14 protein-coding genes and 1 tRNA gene are annotated in these 18,169 nt (G+C 72.7%); 5 read left to right on the top strand and 10 right to left on the bottom strand.

The window, feature by feature from the left end:
• Positions 1-49: 49 nt before the first annotated feature.
• Positions 50-1,054, top strand: coding sequence for an EamA family transporter RarD (rarD, locus tag ACFVXG_RS07825; RefSeq protein ID WP_387925336.1), 1,005 nt, complete (start codon positions 50-52; stop codon positions 1,052-1,054).
• Positions 1,055-1,066: 12 nt separating this feature from the next.
• Here the strand turns inward: rarD and ACFVXG_RS07820 are convergent, their stop codons facing one another.
• Genes ACFVXG_RS07820 through ACFVXG_RS07810 form a run of 3 tightly spaced genes read right to left on the bottom strand, consistent with a single transcriptional unit; the run spans position 1,067 to position 4,337 of the window.
• Positions 1,067-1,984 (bottom strand): ABC transporter permease, encoded by a 918-nt coding sequence (locus ACFVXG_RS07820; RefSeq protein ID WP_387925335.1) that lies wholly within the window; start codon positions 1,982-1,984, stop codon positions 1,067-1,069.
• Positions 1,971-3,047 (bottom strand): ABC transporter ATP-binding protein, encoded by a 1,077-nt coding sequence (locus ACFVXG_RS07815; protein ID WP_387925334.1) that lies wholly within the window; start codon positions 3,045-3,047, stop codon positions 1,971-1,973. The genes ACFVXG_RS07820 and ACFVXG_RS07815 overlap by 14 nt, the downstream gene beginning before the upstream one ends.
• 3 nt (positions 3,048-3,050) lie before the next feature.
• A complete protein-coding gene (locus ACFVXG_RS07810) occupies positions 3,051-4,337 on the bottom strand; it encodes an outer membrane lipoprotein carrier protein LolA (protein ID WP_387925332.1) in 1,287 nt (428 codons plus the stop codon).
• Positions 4,338-4,518: 181 nt separating this feature from the next.
• Between ACFVXG_RS07810 and ACFVXG_RS07805 the strand changes: the two genes are divergently transcribed.
• The gene (locus tag ACFVXG_RS07805; protein ID WP_387925330.1) at positions 4,519-7,107 is read left to right on the top strand and encodes a bifunctional FO biosynthesis protein CofGH; all 2,589 of its coding nucleotides are present in this window, start codon (positions 4,519-4,521) and stop codon (positions 7,105-7,107) included.
• Positions 7,108-7,366: 259 nt separating this feature from the next.
• Positions 7,367-8,482: an ADP-ribosylglycohydrolase family protein gene (locus ACFVXG_RS07800; RefSeq protein WP_387925328.1), complete on the top strand. Its 1,116-nt coding sequence runs from the start codon at positions 7,367-7,369 to the stop codon at positions 8,480-8,482.
• A 133-nt stretch (positions 8,483-8,615) separates the two neighbouring features.
• Here ACFVXG_RS07800 and ACFVXG_RS07795 read toward each other — a convergent pair whose 3' ends face one another.
• The 3 genes from ACFVXG_RS07795 to ACFVXG_RS07785 form a co-directional block, all read right to left on the bottom strand.
• Positions 8,616-8,825, bottom strand: coding sequence for a DUF397 domain-containing protein (locus ACFVXG_RS07795; RefSeq protein ID WP_350505095.1), 210 nt, complete (start codon positions 8,823-8,825; stop codon positions 8,616-8,618).
• Positions 8,822-9,685: a helix-turn-helix transcriptional regulator gene (locus ACFVXG_RS07790; protein WP_350505096.1), complete on the bottom strand. Its 864-nt coding sequence runs from the start codon at positions 9,683-9,685 to the stop codon at positions 8,822-8,824. The genes ACFVXG_RS07795 and ACFVXG_RS07790 overlap by 4 nt, the downstream gene beginning before the upstream one ends.
• A 510-nt stretch (positions 9,686-10,195) precedes the next feature.
• Positions 10,196-10,948, bottom strand: a complete 753-nt coding sequence (locus ACFVXG_RS07785; protein WP_387925326.1) for a GPP34 family phosphoprotein — start codon at positions 10,946-10,948, stop codon at positions 10,196-10,198.
• Positions 10,949-11,246: 298 nt separating this feature from the next.
• Between ACFVXG_RS07785 and ACFVXG_RS07780 the strand changes: the two genes are divergently transcribed.
• Together ACFVXG_RS07780 and ACFVXG_RS07775 are read left to right on the top strand one after the other, a co-directional pair.
• Positions 11,247-13,589, top strand: a complete 2,343-nt coding sequence (locus ACFVXG_RS07780; RefSeq protein ID WP_387925325.1) for a D-alanyl-D-alanine carboxypeptidase — start codon at positions 11,247-11,249, stop codon at positions 13,587-13,589.
• 150 nt (positions 13,590-13,739) lie between these two features.
• Positions 13,740-13,812, top strand: a tRNA-Arg gene (locus ACFVXG_RS07775).
• A gap of 73 nt (positions 13,813-13,885) precedes the next feature.
• Here ACFVXG_RS07775 and ACFVXG_RS07770 read toward each other — a convergent pair.
• The 4 genes from ACFVXG_RS07770 to ACFVXG_RS07755 all read right to left on the bottom strand — a co-directional run bounded on the left by ACFVXG_RS07770 (position 13,886) and on the right by ACFVXG_RS07755 (position 18,104).
• Positions 13,886-15,052 (bottom strand): tyrosine-type recombinase/integrase, encoded by a 1,167-nt coding sequence (locus ACFVXG_RS07770; RefSeq protein WP_387925323.1) that lies wholly within the window; start codon positions 15,050-15,052, stop codon positions 13,886-13,888.
• Entirely contained in the window at positions 15,052-15,279 is a 228-nt protein-coding gene (locus ACFVXG_RS07765) for an excisionase family DNA-binding protein (protein WP_387925759.1), read from the bottom strand. Before ACFVXG_RS07765 ends, ACFVXG_RS07770 begins: the two co-directional genes overlap by 1 nt.
• 498 nt (positions 15,280-15,777) lie before the next feature.
• Complete coding sequence (locus ACFVXG_RS07760; protein ID WP_387925321.1) at positions 15,778-17,253, bottom strand: ATP-binding protein; 1,476 nt, start codon at positions 17,251-17,253, stop codon at positions 15,778-15,780.
• 2 nt (positions 17,254-17,255) lie between these two features.
• Entirely contained in the window at positions 17,256-18,104 is an 849-nt protein-coding gene (locus ACFVXG_RS07755) for a bifunctional DNA primase/polymerase (RefSeq protein ID WP_387925319.1), read from the bottom strand.
• Between the last annotated feature and the right edge of the window lie 65 nt (positions 18,105-18,169).

The raw sequence follows: 18,169 nt of genomic DNA, 5'->3' as shown, positions 1-18,169 counted from the left end.
GCCAGCTACCGTCGCATCGATATTCGCGCGCGCGGGAGGGCACTCGGCCATGCCACAGACGACCCAGCAGGACAGCGGCCGAGGCCTCTGGTACGGCATGGCGGCCTACGGGATCTGGGGGCTCTTCCCCCTGTTCTGGCCCCTGCTGGAGCCCGGCGCCGCCGACGACATCCTGGCCAACCGGATGGTCTGGTCCCTGGTCGCGGTGGTGCTGATGCTGGTCGCCCAGCGGCACTGGAGCTGGATACGCCCGCTGCTGCGCCAGCCCCGCCGGCTCGCCATGCTGGCCGGCGCGGCCACGGTGATCTCCGTCAACTGGGGCGTCTACATCTGGGCCGTCAACAACGGCCACGTGGTGGAGACCAGCCTCGGCTACTTCATCAACCCGCTGGTCACCATCGGCTTCGGCGTCCTGGTGCTCAAGGAGAAGCTGCGCGGTGCGCAGTGGACGGCCGTCGGCATCGGCGCGGCCGCCGTCGCGGTGCTGAGTGCCGCCTACGGGCAGCTGCCCTGGATCGCGCTCACCCTGGCGCTCTCCTTCGCCACCTACGGCCTGCTGAAGAAGCAGGTCGGGCTGAGCGGGCTGGAGAGCCTGGCCGCGGAGAGCGCCTTCATGTTCCCCTTCGCCCTCGGCTACCTCGTCTACCTGGAGGTCAGCGGGCGCGGCACCTTCGGGCACACGGTGGCCGGCTCGTACGGCTGGGGGCACTCCGGGCTGCTGATGCTCAGCGGCGTGATCACCGCGATCCCGCTGCTGTTCTTCGGCGCGGCCGCCGTCCGGGTGCCGCTGACGGTGCTCGGCCTGCTGCAGTACCTGGCGCCGGTGTTCCAGTTCCTGATCGGTGTCGCGGTGTTCCACGAGTCGATGCCGCCCGCGCGCTGGGCCGGCTTCGCCCTGGTGTGGGCCGCGCTCGCGCTGCTCACCTGGGACGCGCTGCGCCAGGTGCGGGCCGACCGCGCCGGGCGGGCCGCGGCCGTGCCGCAGCCCGCCGCCGTCGCGGAGCCCGTGGCGGAACCCGTGACGGAGTCCGTCGCGGAGTCCGTCACGCGCTGACGGGCCCGCCGGTCACGCGCTGATGTCGCGGCTGGTGAACCGGGCCCAGGCCGCCGAGCCGAACACGGCGACGTAGGCGGCCTGGAGGCCGAGGTCCTTCCACACGCCGTCCCAGTACATCGGCTCGCGCAGCAGGTCCGAGAAGTTCATCCAGTAGTGGGTGAACAGGAACGGCCGGATCGCGTCGAGCTGCGGGAAGGCGTCCAGGATCTGCACCGTGATCACCAGCCCGACGGTCGCGGCCATCGCCGCGATGCCGCTGCCGGTGAGGGTGGAGACGAACAGCCCGATCGCCACCAGCCCGGCCAGCGAGACCGCGACCACCCCGGCCACCAGCACCGCGCGCAGCAGGGCGTCGCCGAAGCCGATGGTGTCCCCGGAGATCAGGGTGACCTCGCCGAGCGGGAACAGCGCGGCGCCCGCGGCCAGTGCCGTCACCGCTACCGCCGCGGTGGCGGCCAGGCAGAACACCAGCCCGGCGGTGAACTTGGCGGCCAGCAGCCTGGTCCGCCCGGCCGGGGCGACCAGCAGGTAGCGCAGCGTCCCGGTGGCGGCCTCGCCCGCCACCGAGTCCCCGGCGACCACGCCGACCGTCATCGGCAGGAAGACCGGCAGGGCCACCGCCAGCGCGGTGAACACCAGGAACAGCCCGTTCTGGGTGGTCTGCGCGATGAAGCTCGGACCGCCGCCGCCGTCGTGCGGACTGTCGGTGTTGAGCTTGACCACGACCCCGATCAGGATCGGCAGCACCGCCAGGATGCCGAGCAGCACCTTGGTGCGCATCCGGCGGAAGGTCAGGTGCAGTTCGTTGCGGAACAGCGCCAGGAACCCGGACGCGGTCTGCGGCCGTCGTCCGGCCACCAGCACCGTCCCGGCCCGCTCGGTCCCGGCCCGCGGGGCTTCAGCCCGCGACGCCTCAGCCTGCGACATCGAAGCCCTCCCCGGTCAGCGCCACGAAGGCGTCCTCCAACGTGCCCCGCTCCAGCCCGAACCCGTGCACCCGGACCCCGGCCTCGACCAGCGCCGCGCACAGCTTGGGCAGCGCCTCGTCACCGCTCGCGCCCAGCTCGCCGTCGACCCGGCCCTCGCCGGGCACCAGCGCGCCCACCTGGTGGGCCGCCAGCACCTCCGCGGCCTGCGCCACGTCGGGGGTGCGGACCACCAGCCGGCCCTGGGCCCGGGCGGCCAGCTCGGCGACGGTGCCCTGGACGATCAGCCGGCCCCGGGACATCACCGCCGCGTGGGTGCAGACCTGCTCGATCTCGTCCAGCAGGTGCGAGGAGAGGAACACCGTGGTGCCCTCCGCCGCGACCTCCCGGACCAGCGCCCGGATCTCCCGCATGCCCTGCGGGTCCAGCCCGTTGGTCGGCTCGTCCAGCACCAGCAGCTCGCGCGGCTGCAGCAGCGCGGCGGCCAGGCCCAGGCGCTGCTTCATGCCGAGCGAGTAGGCGCGGGCCTTCTTCCCCGCGGCGGCGCTCAGGCCGACCCGCTCCAGCGCGGTCTCGACCCGCTGCCGGCGGGTGCGCGGGTCGGCGGTCGGGTCGGCGGCGTCGAAGCGGACCAGGTTGTCCCGGCCGGAGAGGAAGCCGTACAGCGCCGGGCCCTCGATCAGCGCGCCCACCCGGGGCAGCACGGAGGCGACGGACTGCGGCATCGACTCGCCGAGCACGGTGGCCAGGCCGGAGGTGGGGGCGATCAGGCCCATCAGCATCCGGATGGTGGTGGTCTTGCCGGAGCCGTTGGGGCCGAGGAAGCCGAACACGGAGCCGCGCGGCACGGTCAGGTCCAGGCCGTCGACGGCGAGCTGGCCGCCGTGGAAGCGCTTGGTCAGGCCGCGGGTCCTGATCACGTCGTCGGTGCCGGAGTCGGAGCCGGCGGAGGTGCGGGAGGCCGGGGAAGCGGAAGGAGCTGGAGGCACGGGGGCCGGGCGCGCAGCGGCGCCCGGACCCCCGGCCGACTCCGTAACGTCCCCCGTTACGGGAGTCTCGGTCATCCGTCAGTTCACCCCGGCGGCGTGCTGGAGGACCGGCAGGGTCACCGCGCCGGCGAAGACCCGGCCGTCGTCGGTGAGCAGGACGTTGACGACCTTGGTGCTGATCAGGGTGCCGCCGCCGACCGGCTTGCCCAGCGACTTCACCAGCGCCTGCGGGTTCATCGCCCGGCTCTGGTGCTTGCCCTTCTTGCCGTCGGCCTTCGGCGCCGCGCCGGATGCCTGGTCCGGCGCCTCGACGGCGGCGGGCAGCTGGGTGGAGACCACGGCCGTCCAGCCTTCGCCGATCACGTTCACGCCGTCGTGGCCCTTGGCGCCCTCGGCGCCCTTGGCCGCGTCGCCCTGGTCCTGCTTGCCCTGGGCGTCGTGCCCCTTGGCCGCCGCGTCCGCCTTCTGCTCCGTCACCTTGGCGCCCTTGGGCACGGTGAAGTCGAAGGTCTTGGCGGCCGGCTTGGCGAAGGAGACGTCGGTGAAGTGCACGTCCAGCACGGTGGAGCCGTCGGTGGACTTCACCACCACCGCGAGCGGCACCCCGTTGTCGGCCGCCACCGAGATCCGCACCTCGGCGACGGTCGAGCCGGACTGGGTCGGCTTGACGCTCAGCTGGTAGGCCTTCTGCCCGGCCACGTTGGCCGTCCCGTCGACCGTGACGGAGGTGGTGCCGGCGCTCCCGGTCAGGAACTGCTTGGCGGCCTCCTGCGGGGTGGTCGGCACCCCGGTGAGCGGGGTCTTCGGCTTCCCGGCGTGGTCGGCGTGGTCGGCCGGACGCCCGGTCATGTGCAGGGCGGTGTTGGTCGAGCTGTCCCAGGCCCAGCTCTGGTCGCCGTTGTGGACCAGGGTGTAGCCGGCCATGTTCTCCATCAGGTCGACCCGCTGACGGTCCGGGCCGTCCGCCGCGACCCGCAGCGTCTGGTCGCCGCCGAGCAGGCCGAGCAGCTTGGCCTGTGGGTCCGCGGTCGCGCCGCCCCCGCCGCCGCCGTGCCCGGCCGCCGCGCCGAGGCTGCCCGCGGCCGCGCCCAGCAGCTGGCTGGGCACCCCGAGGTCGGTGGAGACGGAGACCGTCCCGGACAGGGTCTGGGCGTCGGAGCCGAGCACCTTGGCCACCACCTGCTCGGCGGACAGCTGCGGCAGGTCGGGCGGCGAGTCGGCGGCCAGCGCCGGCACCAGCCCGACCCCGGCGGCGATCACCGCCGCCACCGCCACCGGCACCCCGGCGCGCACCAGGGTGCGCCGCCGCGAGCGGTACGGCACCGCGCCGTCCGAACGGTCTTCCCCCGCCGTCTCATTGGTCATGGCTTCCTCAACTCCTCTACGAACCCGTGCGTTTGGCCCTGCCCCTCCATTAGAGGCCGGTGCCGCCGCCACGTCATCGCCCTGCAGGGGCACTTCGAGGTGAACCTGGTAGGTACGCCGACCCTGAGACGGCCTCAGGGTTGGGTCATCCCGCCGTACCACCCTGGCGTAGGGTCGCGCCATGGACGGAACCGCCACGGACGCAAGCAACCCTCCGACCGCGAACGCCATGCGACGCGCCCTGCGTCGCGCCCGGGACGGCGTGGCCCTCGACCTCACCGAGGCCGCCGTGCTGCTCCAGGCCAAGGGCGAGGACCTGCTCGACCTCTGTGCGAGCGCCGCCCGGGTCCGCGACGCCGGCCTGGAGGCGGCCGGCCGCCCCGGCGTCATCACCTACTCCAAGAGCGTCTTCATCCCGCTCACCCGGCTCTGCCGCGACAAGTGCCACTACTGCACCTTCGTCACCGTCCCCGGCAAGCTGCGCCGGGCCGGCCACGGGATGTTCATGTCCCCGGACGAGGTGCTGGAGGTGGCCCGGCGCGGGGCCGAACTCGGTTGCAAGGAAGCCCTGATCACCCTCGGCGACAAGCCCGAGGACCGCTGGCCCGAGGCCCGCGAGTGGCTGGACGCGCACGGCTACGACGACACCATCGCCTACGTCCGGGCGATGTCGATCCGCATCCTGGAGGAGACCGGCCTGCTGCCGCACCTCAACCCCGGGGTGCTGAGCTGGACGGACTTCCAGCGCCTCAAGCCCGTCTCGGCGTCCATGGGCATGATGCTGGAGACCACCGCCACCCGGCTGTGGAGCGAGCCCGGCGGCCCGCACTTCGGCTCCCCGGACAAGGAACCCGCCGTCCGGCTGCGGGTGCTGGAGGACGCGGGCCGCAGCTCCGTCCCCTTCACCAGCGGCCTGCTGATCGGCATCGGCGAGACGTACCGGGAGCGCGCCGAGTCGCTGTTCGCGCTGCGCAAGGTCTCCCGGGCCTACCACGGCGTCCAGGAACTGATCCTGCAGAACTTCCGCGCCAAGCCGGACACCGCGATGCGCGGCATGCCCGACGCCGAACTGGACGAGCTGGTCGCCACGGTGGCGGTCGCCCGGCACCTGCTCGGCCCGACCGCCTGCCTCCAGGCGCCGCCGAACCTGGTCGACGGCGAGTACGAGCGGCTGATCGCCGCCGGCGTCGACGACTGGGGCGGCGTCTCCCCGCTCACCCCGGACCACGTCAACCCCGAGCGCCCCTGGCCGCAGATCGACCGCCTCGCCGAGCGCTCCGCCGCGGCCGGCTTCACCCTGCGCGAGCGCCTCGCCGTCTACCCCGAGTACGTGCTGCGCGGCGAACCCTGGCTGGACCCGCGGGTGCTGCCGCACGTCCGCGCCCTGGCCGACCCGGCCACCGGCCTGGCCAACCCGGACGCGACCGTCCAGGGCCACCCCTGGCAGGAGCCCGAGGACCTGCCGGAGTCGTACGGCCGGACCGACCTGCACACCGCCGTCGACACCGAGGGCCGCACCGGCGACCGCCGGGCCGACTTCGAGGACGTGTACGGCGACTGGGAGGTGCTGCGCGAGCAGGTGCTGGCCAAGGGCGCGCCCGAGCGCCTCGCCGGGGACCTGCGCGAGGCGCTGGCGGTGGCCGCCGACGACCCGACCAGGCTCACCGACGAGCACGCGCTGGCGCTGTTCCACGCGGACGGCCCGGCCCTGGACGCCCTGTGCCGGATCGCCGACGACGTCCGCAAGGCGGCGGTCGGCGAGGACGTCACCTACTGCGTCACCCGGAACATCAACTTCACCAACGTCTGCTACACCGGCTGCCGCTTCTGCGCCTTCGCCCAGCGCCGCACCGACGCCGACGCCTACACCCTCTCCCTGGAGCAGGTCGCCGAACGGGCCGCGCAGGCCTGGGAGGTGGGCGCCACCGAGGTGTGCATGCAGGGCGGCATCCACCCGGACCTGCCCGGCACCGCCTACTTCGACATCGCCCGCGCGGTGAAGGAGCGGGTGCCCGGCATCCACGTGCACGCCTTCTCCCCGATGGAGGTGGTCAACGGCGCCACCAGGACCGGGCTGTCGATCCGCGACTGGCTGCAGCGGGCCAAGGAGTCGGGCCTGGACACCATCCCCGGCACCGCCGCCGAGATCCTCGACGACGAGGTCCGCTGGGTGCTCACCAAGGGCAAGCTGCCGGCCGCGACCTGGGTCGAGGTGGTCAGCACCGCGCACGAGCTGGGCATCCGCTCCTCGTCCACCATGATGTACGGGCACGTGGACACCCCCGCGCACTGGCTCGGGCACCTGCGGCTGCTCGCCGAGATCCAGCAGAGGACGGGCGGCTTCACCGAGTTCGTCACCCTCCCGTTCATCCACACCAACGCCCCGGTCTACCTGGCCGGCATCGCCCGCCCCGGCCCGACCGCCCGGGACAACCGCGCCGTGGTCGCGATGGCCCGGCTGCTGCTGCACCCGCACATCCCCAACATCCAGACCAGCTGGGTCAAGCTGGGCGCGGAGGGCGCCGCCGAGATGCTCCGCTCCGGCGCCAACGACCTCGGCGGCACGCTGATGGAGGAGACCATCTCGCGGATGGCCGGCTCGGCGTACGGCAGCTACAAGTCGGTGCGCGACCTCCAGGCGATCGCCGAGGCGGCCGGGCGCCCGCACCGCCAGCGCACCACCCTCTACGGCGAGGTGCCCGCCGAGCGGCGGGCGGCGGCGCTCGCCTCGGACGGGCACCTGCCGGAGCTGCTGCCCGTCCTCGACTGAGGCCGGGCACCGGGACCCCGGCCGCCGTACGGGCGGCGGCCGGGGCGGGGGCCGTACGGGCAGGGGTCGTGCGGGTAGGGACGGTGCCGGCCGGGGCTGAGCAGGGGCTGGGCAGGGGCTGGGCAGGGGCCGGGCGGGGGCGGCGGACTCCGTGGGATGCCGTCCTTTCGTTCAAGCCTTCGAAGTACAGTGCCAGGGCGCATCGGCGGCCCCGGCCGTGCGCGCGGCCCCCGACCCCGACGAAAGGCGCCCCGTCGTGATGCCCCTGTGGTCACGAGCCCAGCAGCAGGACTTCCGCAGCCGCGTGCGCGGCTGCCTGCTCGGCGGTGCCATCGGTGACGCGCTCGGCGCCGGCGTCGAGTTCGAATCGCTGGAGAAGATCCGGGCCCAGCACGGCCCGCAGGGCGTCACCGGCTACCTCCCCGCCTACGGGCGCACCGGCGCCGTCACCGACGACACCCAGCTCAGCCTGTTCACCGTGGACGGCCTGATCCGCGCCCACATCCGGCGTGACACCGGCAGCTGGCACCCGCCGACCGACCTCCACCTGGCCTACCTGCGCTGGGCCGCCACCCAGCGCGACTGGGGCCCGGACGAGCGCCGCCCCGACCTCGGCTGGCTCGGCCGCGAGGAGTGGCTGTACGCCCAGCGCGCCCCCGGCCAGGGCTGCCTGACCGGCCTCTCCGGACCGGACGGCGAGCGGCTCGGCACCCTGGAGCGGCCCAAGAACCCGCACTCCAAGGGCTGCGGCACGGTGGTCCGGGCGGCGCCCTTCGGGCTGCTCACCACCTGGGAGCCGGGCCTGGTGTTCCAGCTCGCGGTGGAGTGCTCGGTGCTCACCCACGGCCACCCCACCGGCTACCTCGCGGCGGGCGCGTTCGCGGTGATCGTCCAGGCCGTCGCCCGCGGCGGCACCCTGGAGGAGGGCGTGCACCTGGCGCTGGCCCTGCTCTCCGAGCGGCACGCGCACGAGGAGACCACCGCCGCGCTGCGGGCCGCGCTGGACGCGGTCCGGGCCGGCGAGCCGTCCGCCGAGCGGGTCGAGGCGCTGGGGGAGGGCTGGGTCGCCGAGGAGGCGCTGGCCATCGGGGTCTACTGCGCGCTGGTCGCCCACGACGTCCGCTCGGGCCTGCTGCTGGCCGTCAACCACTCCGGGGACAGCGACTCCACCGGCGCGATATGCGGCAACCTGCTCGGTGTGCTGCACGGCGACACCGCCCTGCCGCCGGGCCTGGTCGCGGGGCTGGAGGGGCGCGGGGCGATCCTCGAACTCGCCGACGACTTCGCCCTGGAGCTGACCCACGGCACCGAACTGCACGACCGGCAGAGCCCGGAGGGGGCCGACTGGGCCGTCCGCTACCCGGTGGCGCACTGAGCCCCGGCGGACTGCCGTTCCGGCTGACGCCCTCGTGAAGGACCGCCCCCGGAACGGCAGTTGCCCGTAGCGCCGACCGCCGCTCGGGGCGACGGCCGGCGCTACGGGCAACCGGGCCGAGCACGGGTCCCGTTCAGACCTCGCCGAAGGCCCCCGCGGCCGCAGCCGAGGCGAAGGCGTTCCAGGCCTGGGTGGAGAAGCGCAGTTGCGGCCCGGCCGGGTCCTTGGAGTCCCGGACCGCGACCGCTCCCGCGGCCGGTCCGGCGATCTCCACGCAGGCGCCCTGGCCTCCGCTGTGACTGCTCTTGCGCCAACGGGTTCCGTGCTCGGCGGGGGTGCTCATTCGTGGTATCCCTTTTCGATGTCGGCTATCAGCGACCGGCTCTCCGCGACACCGAGCGCGGCCGCTCTCAGGTAGTCGTACAGACCGGTATAGCGGCGCACATCGGCCTCCTTCTCCAGGTAGAGATCGCTCGTCACACCTTCGAAGTAGACAACCGTGGAATCGGCTGACTCCGGGAACTCCAGCAGGGAGAATGTCCCGGTCATGCCGGGGTGGGCACCGTGCGAGAACGGGATCACCTGGATGGTGATGTTCGGGCGCAGGCTCAGCTCCAGCATCTGCCGCAGCTGGCGGGCCATGACCTCGCGACTGCCGACCTCGCGGCGCAGCGCCGCCTCGTCTATGACGGTCCACAGGCTGCCGAGCTGGTTCTCGCCGTGGACGCGCTCCTGGCGCTTCATCCGTACCTGCACCCGGCGCTGCACCGCGATCGCGTCGGTGTCCGGCTGGGTGCCCTCGACCACCGCCTGGGCGTACTGCTCGGTCTGCAACAGCCCGGGGATGAAGGAGGACTCGTACGCGCGGATCGAGGAGGCCTCGGCCTCCAGCCCGATGTAGACGCTGTACGGGGTCGGCATGTCGTTGAAGTCGTGCCACCAGCCGCGTTGGCGGGACTCCTTGGCCATCTCCATCAGGCTGCTGCGCATCTGTTCGTCGGCCACGTTGTACACGTCGCAGAGGTCGCGCACGTCGCGCTGGCTGATGCTGCGGCGGCCGTTCTCCAGTCGGCTGATCTTCGACTGGGAGACCATCAGCCGGCCGGCCACCTCCTCCGCCGTCATCCCCAGGCCTTCGCGGAGTTTGCGCAGCTCGGAGCCGAGCCGTCGGCGGCGCACGGTGGGATTGATGTTCGCGGACACGTCGACCTCCGGCCGAACCTCTGGTGATCGTTGGAACGGCAGCCCTCGGAACACTTCGGACATTGGGACCAACCCCCCTGACTTGGAGCAGCATGTCACCTTGGGCCAGGTCGGCGCCGGGGAATCACAGCAGCGCAGTAGAACAGATCATCGGAAAAGCGCGTCCGTGAGACAGCGGAAGCTCCCAGGTGGTAATGCGGCTCGGCGACTCGAACCGGGTGCGTGCGATGGGCCTCGACGGGCCTGCGGGAACGGCAGAGGGGCGGTCGCCGGGCGACTTGCGTCGCGGGGCGACCGCCCCTCTGTGCTCCTCGTGCTTCTCGTGCTTGTTGTGCTTCTCGTGCTTTTCGCGGTGCGGATGGTGCCGGAGGTGCGGGTGGTACCGGTCGTCCCGGTGGTGCGGAGACGTGCGACGGGTCGTTCAGCGCCGCCGAGGGGCGCGAACGGTGCGGTGCGCGCCGGGTATGCCGTGGAGGCCGTCGCCCGGTACGGGCCCGGCGGTCCTCCCGGTCAGCGCACCCCGACCCGGGGAGCGGAGACCCGCCCGCCCGGTGCCCGGCCGGCGGCCCGGGCGCCGGAGCGACCGGAACCGGCCCCGGAACCGGCCCCGGGACCCTGGGATGAACGGTTCTGCTGCGCGGGCAGGCCGTTCTGCACGTCCATCACGGCGTGCGCGACCATCCCGCCCAGCGGGTCGTACCGGATCAGGTCGCGCAGCCGCGACCGTGAGGACCGGCCCTCGTTGCCCGGGTACAGGTGCTTGCCCAGCCCCACCGAGTGGGCGAGGGCCGCGAGCGCGGCCGTCCGCGGGTCCGGCGGCACGCCGGTGCGGATCGCGGTGTCGAGCCGCTGCTTGATCGCGGCGTTGGTGCAGTCGTCGGACGCCTGGTACCGGGTCGTCGGCAGCACCCCGCACACCTGCCCCGGCACGGCCGTGACCATGCCGCAGCGCTCCAGGTGCGCCAGGTACGTCTGTCGCAGCCCCAGCCGGGGCCCGCCGATCCAGTGCGCCGCGCGGACCGGACTGCCGCGTCGGCGCAGCAGTTCCAGTGCGTGGTCGAGCGTCGGGTCCCCGGTCGGCCGTGCGAGCACGACGGCGATCCGGTCGCCCTCCGGTACGATCCGTCCGGCCAGGGACAGCTCGACGAGCTGGGCCCCGGCGAGTCCGAGGTCGAGGGTCTGCGGCTGCGCCGTGGTACCCGTGGTCGGGTCCAAAGCGAGCAGCAAGAGTTCCTCGGGAACAGTTCTGCGGCTCTTGCCCATCCAAGCCTCCCCGCGTGGATGAGAGACAGGGTGACGCCTCTCACACGGGCTTGTCGAGTACGCCTCCGAATCGTGACCTTGCGGTGAAGGCGCGGAACCGGCGGCCTCGGGCCCGGCGTCTGACCCTTGAACAGACCGCGCTGCGGCCGTGCGGCGGCAATAAGCCCCGGTCGGGCGGGGTGTGCGCGGCTGGATCGGCCGCCGGTGGCGGAGACTGTACAGGTACACGGGGCGGGGCGTCGGCTTCCCGAAATCGGGTCTGCCGATGCCCCGCCGGGCGTTGAGGAGGCTGGGATACGTGGGCGAGTCCCCCGACAGGGTGCTGAGGGACGGCGAGCGGGAGCGGGACCGCGAACGCGAACGGACGGGCGCGACGGCTGCCGGGGCGTCAGCCGGGGCTCCCGCTGACGTCTCCCCCGACGCGTCCGCTGACGCATCCTCCGCGGCCGACACTTCCGTCGAGGCCGCTGCCGGCACTGCCGTCGACGGAAGTGTCGACGGCAGTGCCGACGCGCCGAAGGCGGGCGCCAAGGGCGGCCTGACCGTGGAGCTCCGTGTCCGGGATGTGGACAGCCGGACGACGATGCTGCGCCTGCCGGTGGACAACAAGACCACCGCGCTGCGACTGCCGGACGAGCTGCTGAAGCCCGCCGACGAGGACGGTTCCGACGGCGACGCGGGGGAGGAGAAGGACGCGCCGGAGGCGGACGGCAAGAAGGGGACCGCCGAGCGGCCGCCCGTCGCCGACCCGCGTCTCGCCATGCGGACCACCGCGGTGGCGGAGGAAGCCGCCGGGAAGGCCGCGGACAAGGCGGATGAGGCGGACAAGCCGGACCGCAGCGCCGAGAAGCCGGAGAAGGCGGAGACGCCGGAGAAGGCCGAGCGGGCCGAGCAGGCCGACAAGACCGAGAAGGCGGACGACGGAGCCGACACGCCCGACGACGCCGCCGCCGAGGCCACCGCGCCCGTCGCACTGACCAAGAGCGGGCAGCCTGGTCAGGAGTCGGGCGGGGCGGCGCAGTCGGGCCGGTCCGAGAAGCTGGAGAAGCCCAAGCCGCTGCGCGCTCCCGCGGCTCCTGCGACTCCTGCGGCTCCCGCGACTCCGCCCGCCGCTGCCGCGGCCGGGAGCGTCCCCGAGCCCCCGGAGCCCGCTCCGCTGCCCGAGCCGGACCCGACCCCGGAACCCCTGCCCGAACCGGCCCCGAAGCCGAAGCCGGGCCCCGCCCCCGCGCCGACGCCGCTGCCCGAGCCGGACCCGCGGCCGGTGCCGCCCGTCCCGCCGCTGCCCCGGCCCGAGCCGCTGCCCTCCCCGCAGCTGCCGCCCCAGCCGCAGCCCCAGCCCCAGCCGTTGCCCTCACCGGAGAACACGGCCGAGGCGATGGAGGTGCTGGCCACCCTCAACGCCCGCCCGGTCTCGCCGCTGCGGCGCGCGCTCAAGCGGATCACCATCTGGACGGCGTTCCTGGCCGTGGTGCTCGGCGCGGTCGTCGTGGCCCAGCTGCTGCGCCCGCTGCCGGACCCGAAGCTGCGGATGACGGCCGCGGGCAGCTTCAGCTTCTCCGGCGACCAGCTCGACATCGCCTGGCCGGCCAAGGGCCAGTCCGCCGCCGAGGTGGTCGGCGTGGGCAGCCTCGGCAGCTCGGGCCAGGAGACGCCGGCCTCGATCGCCAGCGTCACCAAGGTGATGAACGCCTACCTGATCCTGCAGAAGTTCCCGCTCAAGAAGGGGGAGAGCGGCCCCAAGATCAAGGTCGACAAGCAGGCCGCGCAGGAGTCCGGCAACGCCGACGAGTCCCGGGTGACGCTCACCGAGAACCAGGAGCTCACCGAGTACCAGGCGCTGGAACTGCTGATGCTGCCGTCCGCCAACAACGTGGCCCGGCTGCTCGCCCGCTTCCACTCCGGCTCCGAGGAGGCGTTCGTCAAGCAGATGAACGACACCGCGGCCAAGTTCGGCATGACCAACACCACCTACGCCGACCCGGCGGGCTACAACGCGGACACCAAGTCCACCGCGAAGGACCAGCTGAAGCTGGCCGAGCAGGTCATGCAGGACGAGATCTTCCGGCAGATCGTCTCCACCCCGGACACCACGTTCAACAACGTGAAGATCTCCAACACCAACAACCTGATCAACCCGAAGACCGGCGTCATCGGCGTCAAGACCGGCTCCAGCACCCCGGCCGGCGGCTGCCTGATGTGGGCCGCCTACAAGGACATCGGCGGCGTGAAGCGGCTGATCCTCGGCGTCACCCTCGGCCAGCAGGCCACCTCCCCGAACCCGGGCGACGGCATCCTGCCCACCGTCCTCAAGGTCAGCGGCAAGCAGATCCAGGCCGCGCAGAACGGGCTGACCGGCCAGACCGTGGTGAAGAAGGGCGACGTCGTCGGCACCGTGGACGACGGGCTCGGCGGCAAGGTCTCGGTCGTCGCGACCAACGACCTCGTGGTGCCCGGCTTCCCGGGCGTCAACGGCACCATCACCATGGACCCCTTCGCCCTGCAGCACCACGAGGTGGCGGGCAAGGAGGTCGGCACGCTGCGGGTCGGCGCGGGCGACAGCAAGACGGAGGTCCGGGTGGCCCTCCAGTCCGACCTGGACCCGCCGTCCATCCAGTCCCGCCTGCTGCGCGTCCTCTGACCCTCCCGGCGGAGGGGGAGCCCGGCCCGCCCGGCGCCCCCTCCGCTGTCCCCCCGTCAGACCCCCGCCCCACCCCTCCCACCCCGATCCGCCACCCCCGGCCCACCCCCGATCCGGTACGCTGTGAACCGCCTGGTCACCGACCGGCCCGCCTCAGTAGCTCAGGGGATAGAGCACGGCTCTCCTAAAGCCGGTGTCGCAGGTTCGAATCCTGCCTGGGGCACACCACAGAAGACGAAAAAGGCCCAGGCCAGAGGGGCAATCCCTCCGGCCCGGGCCTTCGTCGTTCTGGACCGCTAGTCGTCCTGTGCCACGTCCGTGCCAGATCCGTCCGGCGGGGCCCCCTTCTCCAGCTCCTTTTCGACCATCTCGCCCATCCGGTCGGCGATGGCCCGGTCGCGGTCGCTGGTCATGTGCTGGTAGATCAGCGCGGCCCGTGCGGTGCTGTGACCCATGCGGGTCATGAGCTCCCGGGTGCTCGCTCCGCTCTGCGAGGCGAGAGTGTTTCCGGTGTGACGCAGATCATGGAAGTGCACGTCCGTCGAGATCTTCGCCTTCGCCTTCGCGGCGGTCCAGTCGTCCCGGAAGTTGCTCCGGCGCAGCCGGCCACCGCGCGGTCCGATGAACATGTGGCCGTTCGCGCCCTGCCCCGCGTAGTGCTCAAGGTGGTGCCGCAGGGCGTCCACGATCGAGGCGGGGAAGGCCACCGGGCGGAACCCGGCGCGGCTCTTCGGGGCCTTGTCGTAGAGCCTCCCGTTGTACAGCTCGGCCTGGTTGCGGCGGACCCGGAGGAGCCGGGCATCGAGGTCGACGTCCCGCCGGCGGAGGGCGGCCAGCTCGCCGAACCGCAGCGTGGTGAACGCGGTGATCAGGACCAGGGCACGCCACCGGGGCGCGATGGCATCTGCCGCGGCGAAGACCTCGGGCACCGAGAGGACCGGTCGCTCGGGGACGTCGTACGTGTCGGCGCCCTTGATCCGGCACGGGTTGCGCTTGATCAACTCGTCGTCGAGGGCGGTGTTCATGATGGCCCGCAGCATCTGGTACGCCTTGACCACGGTCGGCTCACCAACCCCGGACTCCAGCAGGCGGGTCCGCCAGCTCCGTACCCGCTGCGGGGTGATCTGCACGATGAATCGCGGGCCGAGCGTGGGCAGGATGTGCAGCCGAAGAGCCGTCTCGTACCGCTCCCGCGTGGTCTCCTCCAGCTTGCGCTCCTTGAGCCACCGGGTCGCGTACTCGCCGAAGTTCACGTTCCCGGCGTCCGGGTCGACCCACTTCTCGCGGCTGATGTCGGCTTCGAGCTGACTCAGCCTCACCTCGGCGTCGGTCTTGGTGGCGTACGTCTTCTCATCGGGCCGCAGCGCGCCCGTGAGCGGGTCGCGGTAGCGAACCTGCCAGCGGCCGGAGGGGAGCTGGCGGACGGCGCCGAAGCGGCGGCGGCTGTTCTTCTTGTTGGCCATCAGGCGGCGTTCCTGTTCGTGGCGGTGCGGCGGGCGTTGATGGGCTGCACGGTGTTGGCGGCAATGAGTTCGGCGACGGCGGAGGCCGGGATTCGAACGAGGCGCCCGACCTTGACGAAGGTGATCCGGCGTTCCTCGATCAGCCGGCGAGGGAAGCGTTCGCCGCTGGTCTCCCAGGTGCCGAGCAGCTTTGCGACCTGGGCGACGTTCAGCAGCTGCTCCGGCAGAGCCGGTGCGGGCGGCGTGCGGTGGTTGGCCAAGGCGTACTCCTCTGCGGGTTGGAGAACGGGCCCGGATTCAGGGGGCCGAAGGGGGCTTCGCGGGGCGTGTTTGTCCGAGGTGGGGATTTCTGCGTCATCGCGTCATCTGCGTCATTCAGGTCTGTGACCTGCGGTTTTGTGTGACGCAGCGGGCGGGGTCTGCGTCACCGGTGCGTCACCGGCCGCGTCATGCGATGACGCAGGTGACGCAGGATGACGCAGCGGCCGTCGTCTGCGTCACCCTCTTCGGCGCAGGTCAGAGGCCATTTCCGAGGCCGTGTGACGCAGGTGACGCAGCGTCTTCCTACTTAGGAAAAGAATGGGGGCTGTTGCTGTAGTTAGGCGCGCCTCAGAGCGTGAAGAAGGAGCCGCTGCGCGGCACGACCTTTGGGCGGCTTCGCCGAACAGCAAGAAGAGCACCCGCCCGGGACGGAGCCGGGTGCTCTTCTTGCTTGTCCGGAGCGGTCAGAGCAGCCGGGTCTGCTCGTGCTCGACAGGGGCCGCCGGTCGGGCCATTTCGAGGTAGCGGCGCTCCTTCGTACGGCCGGAGTCGATGAGGACGCCCCGGGCCGCAAGGGTGGGCTGGAGGCGCTTGAGCCGGTCGGACAGCACCTTGCCGGTGGTCGGCCAGCCCTTGGGCACGGGACGCAGCTCGTCCCCGCTGTAGAGCCGACCCAGGCACTGCAGCCACTCCGTGGACGACATGCGCTGCGCCTGTCCCGGGGCGATGGTCTCGGCGTGCTGGAGGACGGTCTGCGCCAACAGGTCGCCCTCGATGACGTCGTCGTTCAGGTCGTCCAGGCTGGCCCGGTAGGCGGCCAGCGATCCGAAGCCGGTCGCGGCGTCGAGCTGCGCGCACAGGTGCGCGAAGTCGGCCATGCGCAGGTCGGTCGGGGTCTCGGCCTCGGCGGCGCGGACCTTGACCGTCAGGTCGAGCAGGGACCCGAGGACGACGGGCAGCACCTCGGCGTACTCCGCCCACAGCTCCGCCTCGGTGCGCCGGATACGGGGGCGCTCCAGCCGCAGGGGCAGCAGGCGTTCGGCGAGGTCGGGCCGGATGACGCCGACGTCGATGCCGGTCAGCAGCAGCGGCCGGCGGTAGGCGGAGCGGTGGACGTCCCCGTCGGTGAACAGGGCACGCTTGACGGACTCGGCGCCGGTGACGATGCAGCACATGGCGTCGGACAGGTCCGGGCCCATGTGGCTCAGGTTGTCCAGGGCGGTGACCCACCCGGCCGCGACCGCCGCGATCAGGTCTTCCTCGCCCTTCGGGGCCCGGCGCAGGTCCCCGCTCATCCCCTCCACGATCCGCACCAGCATCCGGCCGCCGGTGGACTTGCCAGCGCCCTGCGGGCCGGTGAGGAACGGGGCCGGGACGGGCACGGACGGCCCCAGGCACCCGATCAGCCACGCGATGGCGAGGCACTCGGTCGCGGCGTCGGCGAAGTTGGTCAGCCTCAGCAGCAGGTCGATGCCCTTGCCGTCGGTGTCCCGGGCGGGCAGTGGGAGTTCGCCGGTGAGCTGGGTGCGCTTCCAGCAGACCTCACGCAGGTCCGGGACGGTGATGTCCCAGCCGGTGGGGTGGATGCGCACGGACTGCCCGTCGGCGCGCCCGAGGTCGAGCCAGGTCGCTCCGTCGAACCCGGGGGCGACCCGGATGTGGACGGGCTGGACGTCCTCGGTCAGTGCGAGTGCTTCGATCAAGTCCAACGCCTCCTTGATGGCGGTGCCGTTGAAGACGCCGCGCCCGTCCTTGAACAGGCCGGCCATGAGTTCCTGGCGGTGGCTGCCGGTGGTTCCCTGGGAGCGGATCGGCCGGGCCACGGGGTGGCCGGTGCGCTGCGCGTACACGGCGCCGTCGGCGGTGCGGAAGTACCGGAAGTGCTGGCGGGCGTAGTCGGCGACGACCACGCGCGCCGGGTTCTTCTCGTCCTCGGCCACGGCTACATCCCCAGCCTGGTGCGGGCGTTGGCCCAGGCGTCGGCGCAGTGCCGGGGCGATTCGCCCTTGGCCTGTGCTGCGGTGAACAGCCGGGCGGTGTGCGCTTCGGTCATGCACCCGCACCGGCCGTGCGTGGCCAGCACGGCGAGGAACGTCGCGAACACGGTGGCGTGCACCGCGCTGGCGGCCTCGGTGATGCGCTGCTCGGCCATGGCGATGCCCCGGGCCAGGAAGGCCGGCGTGCGGTGGGGGCACGTCCCGCCCCCGGCCGGCACGGCGGCGGCCGCCGGCCGGACCGGTGCGGGCGCTTTCACGATCAGGGCGCGGACGACGTCCGGCAGGGCCGCGAGGGTGCCGGTGCCGGGGCCGAGCCAACGGGCGTACTGCATCGACGATTTGATGTCCACGTCGGGCCGCACCCCGTTCCGCGAAGGCATGGTGCCTTGGTAGAGCCAGTGCTCGCCCCGGGTGGTGGACACGGTCCGGGTGGCGGGCAGGGTCTCGCGCGCCCACGCGATGGCTTCCGCGTTGTCGAGGTCGACGACGGTCAGCCCGGCGCCGCCGGGGTGGTAGGCCACCGCGGCCGCCTCGTCCCACGCCTGAGCCCATGCGGGCGAGGTGAGGATGTCGGGGTCGGTGGTGGCGGCGGCCCAGCCGTGGCACGGCTTCGGGCAGGTGCAGGGGCCGGGGGTCTTCATGTTCGGCCGGCCGCCGCAGGTGCTGTTGGTGCAGCGGCGGCAGTTGCCGAACGTCTTCTTCCCGGCGCGCAGGGGGAGCGCGGGCACGCCGGCGGCGGCCAGGGAGAGGGCGGTGGGCAAGTGCTCTCCCCGGATCGGGGTCGGGTGGGTCATGCTGGATGCCTCCAGTTCTGTGCTGGATTGGCGGCGGTCCCGGTTCTTGGTGGAAGGGGGCCGCC

Source organism: Kitasatospora sp. NPDC058162 (assembly GCF_042884005.1).
In the GTDB taxonomy this organism is placed as follows: domain Bacteria; phylum Actinomycetota; class Actinomycetes; order Streptomycetales; family Streptomycetaceae; genus Kitasatospora.
The sequence above is the reverse complement of the archived record's forward strand: the minus strand, read 5'-3'. Positions and strand labels throughout refer to the sequence as shown.

Bases quoted from the DNA above. Each gene is read 5' to 3' on its own strand.
- rarD (WP_387925336.1), top strand. From the start codon at position 50: ATGCCACAGACGACCCAGCAGGACAGCGGCCGAGGCCTCTGGTACGGC.
- ACFVXG_RS07820 (WP_387925335.1), bottom strand. From the start codon at position 1,984: ATGTCGCAGGCTGAGGCGTCGCGGGCTGAAGCCCCGCGGGCCGGGACC.
- ACFVXG_RS07815 (WP_387925334.1), bottom strand. From the start codon at position 3,047: ATGACCGAGACTCCCGTAACGGGGGACGTTACGGAGTCGGCCGGGGGT.
- ACFVXG_RS07810 (WP_387925332.1), bottom strand. From the start codon at position 4,337: ATGACCAATGAGACGGCGGGGGAAGACCGTTCGGACGGCGCGGTGCCG.
- ACFVXG_RS07805 (WP_387925330.1), top strand. From the start codon at position 4,519: ATGGACGGAACCGCCACGGACGCAAGCAACCCTCCGACCGCGAACGCC.
- ACFVXG_RS07800 (WP_387925328.1), top strand. From the start codon at position 7,367: ATGCCCCTGTGGTCACGAGCCCAGCAGCAGGACTTCCGCAGCCGCGTG.
- ACFVXG_RS07795 (WP_350505095.1), bottom strand. From the start codon at position 8,825: ATGAGCACCCCCGCCGAGCACGGAACCCGTTGGCGCAAGAGCAGTCAC.
- ACFVXG_RS07785 (WP_387925326.1), bottom strand. From the start codon at position 10,948: ATGGGCAAGAGCCGCAGAACTGTTCCCGAGGAACTCTTGCTGCTCGCT.
- ACFVXG_RS07770 (WP_387925323.1), bottom strand. From the start codon at position 15,052: ATGGCCAACAAGAAGAACAGCCGCCGCCGCTTCGGCGCCGTCCGCCAG.
- ACFVXG_RS07755 (WP_387925319.1), bottom strand. From the start codon at position 18,104: ATGACCCACCCGACCCCGATCCGGGGAGAGCACTTGCCCACCGCCCTC.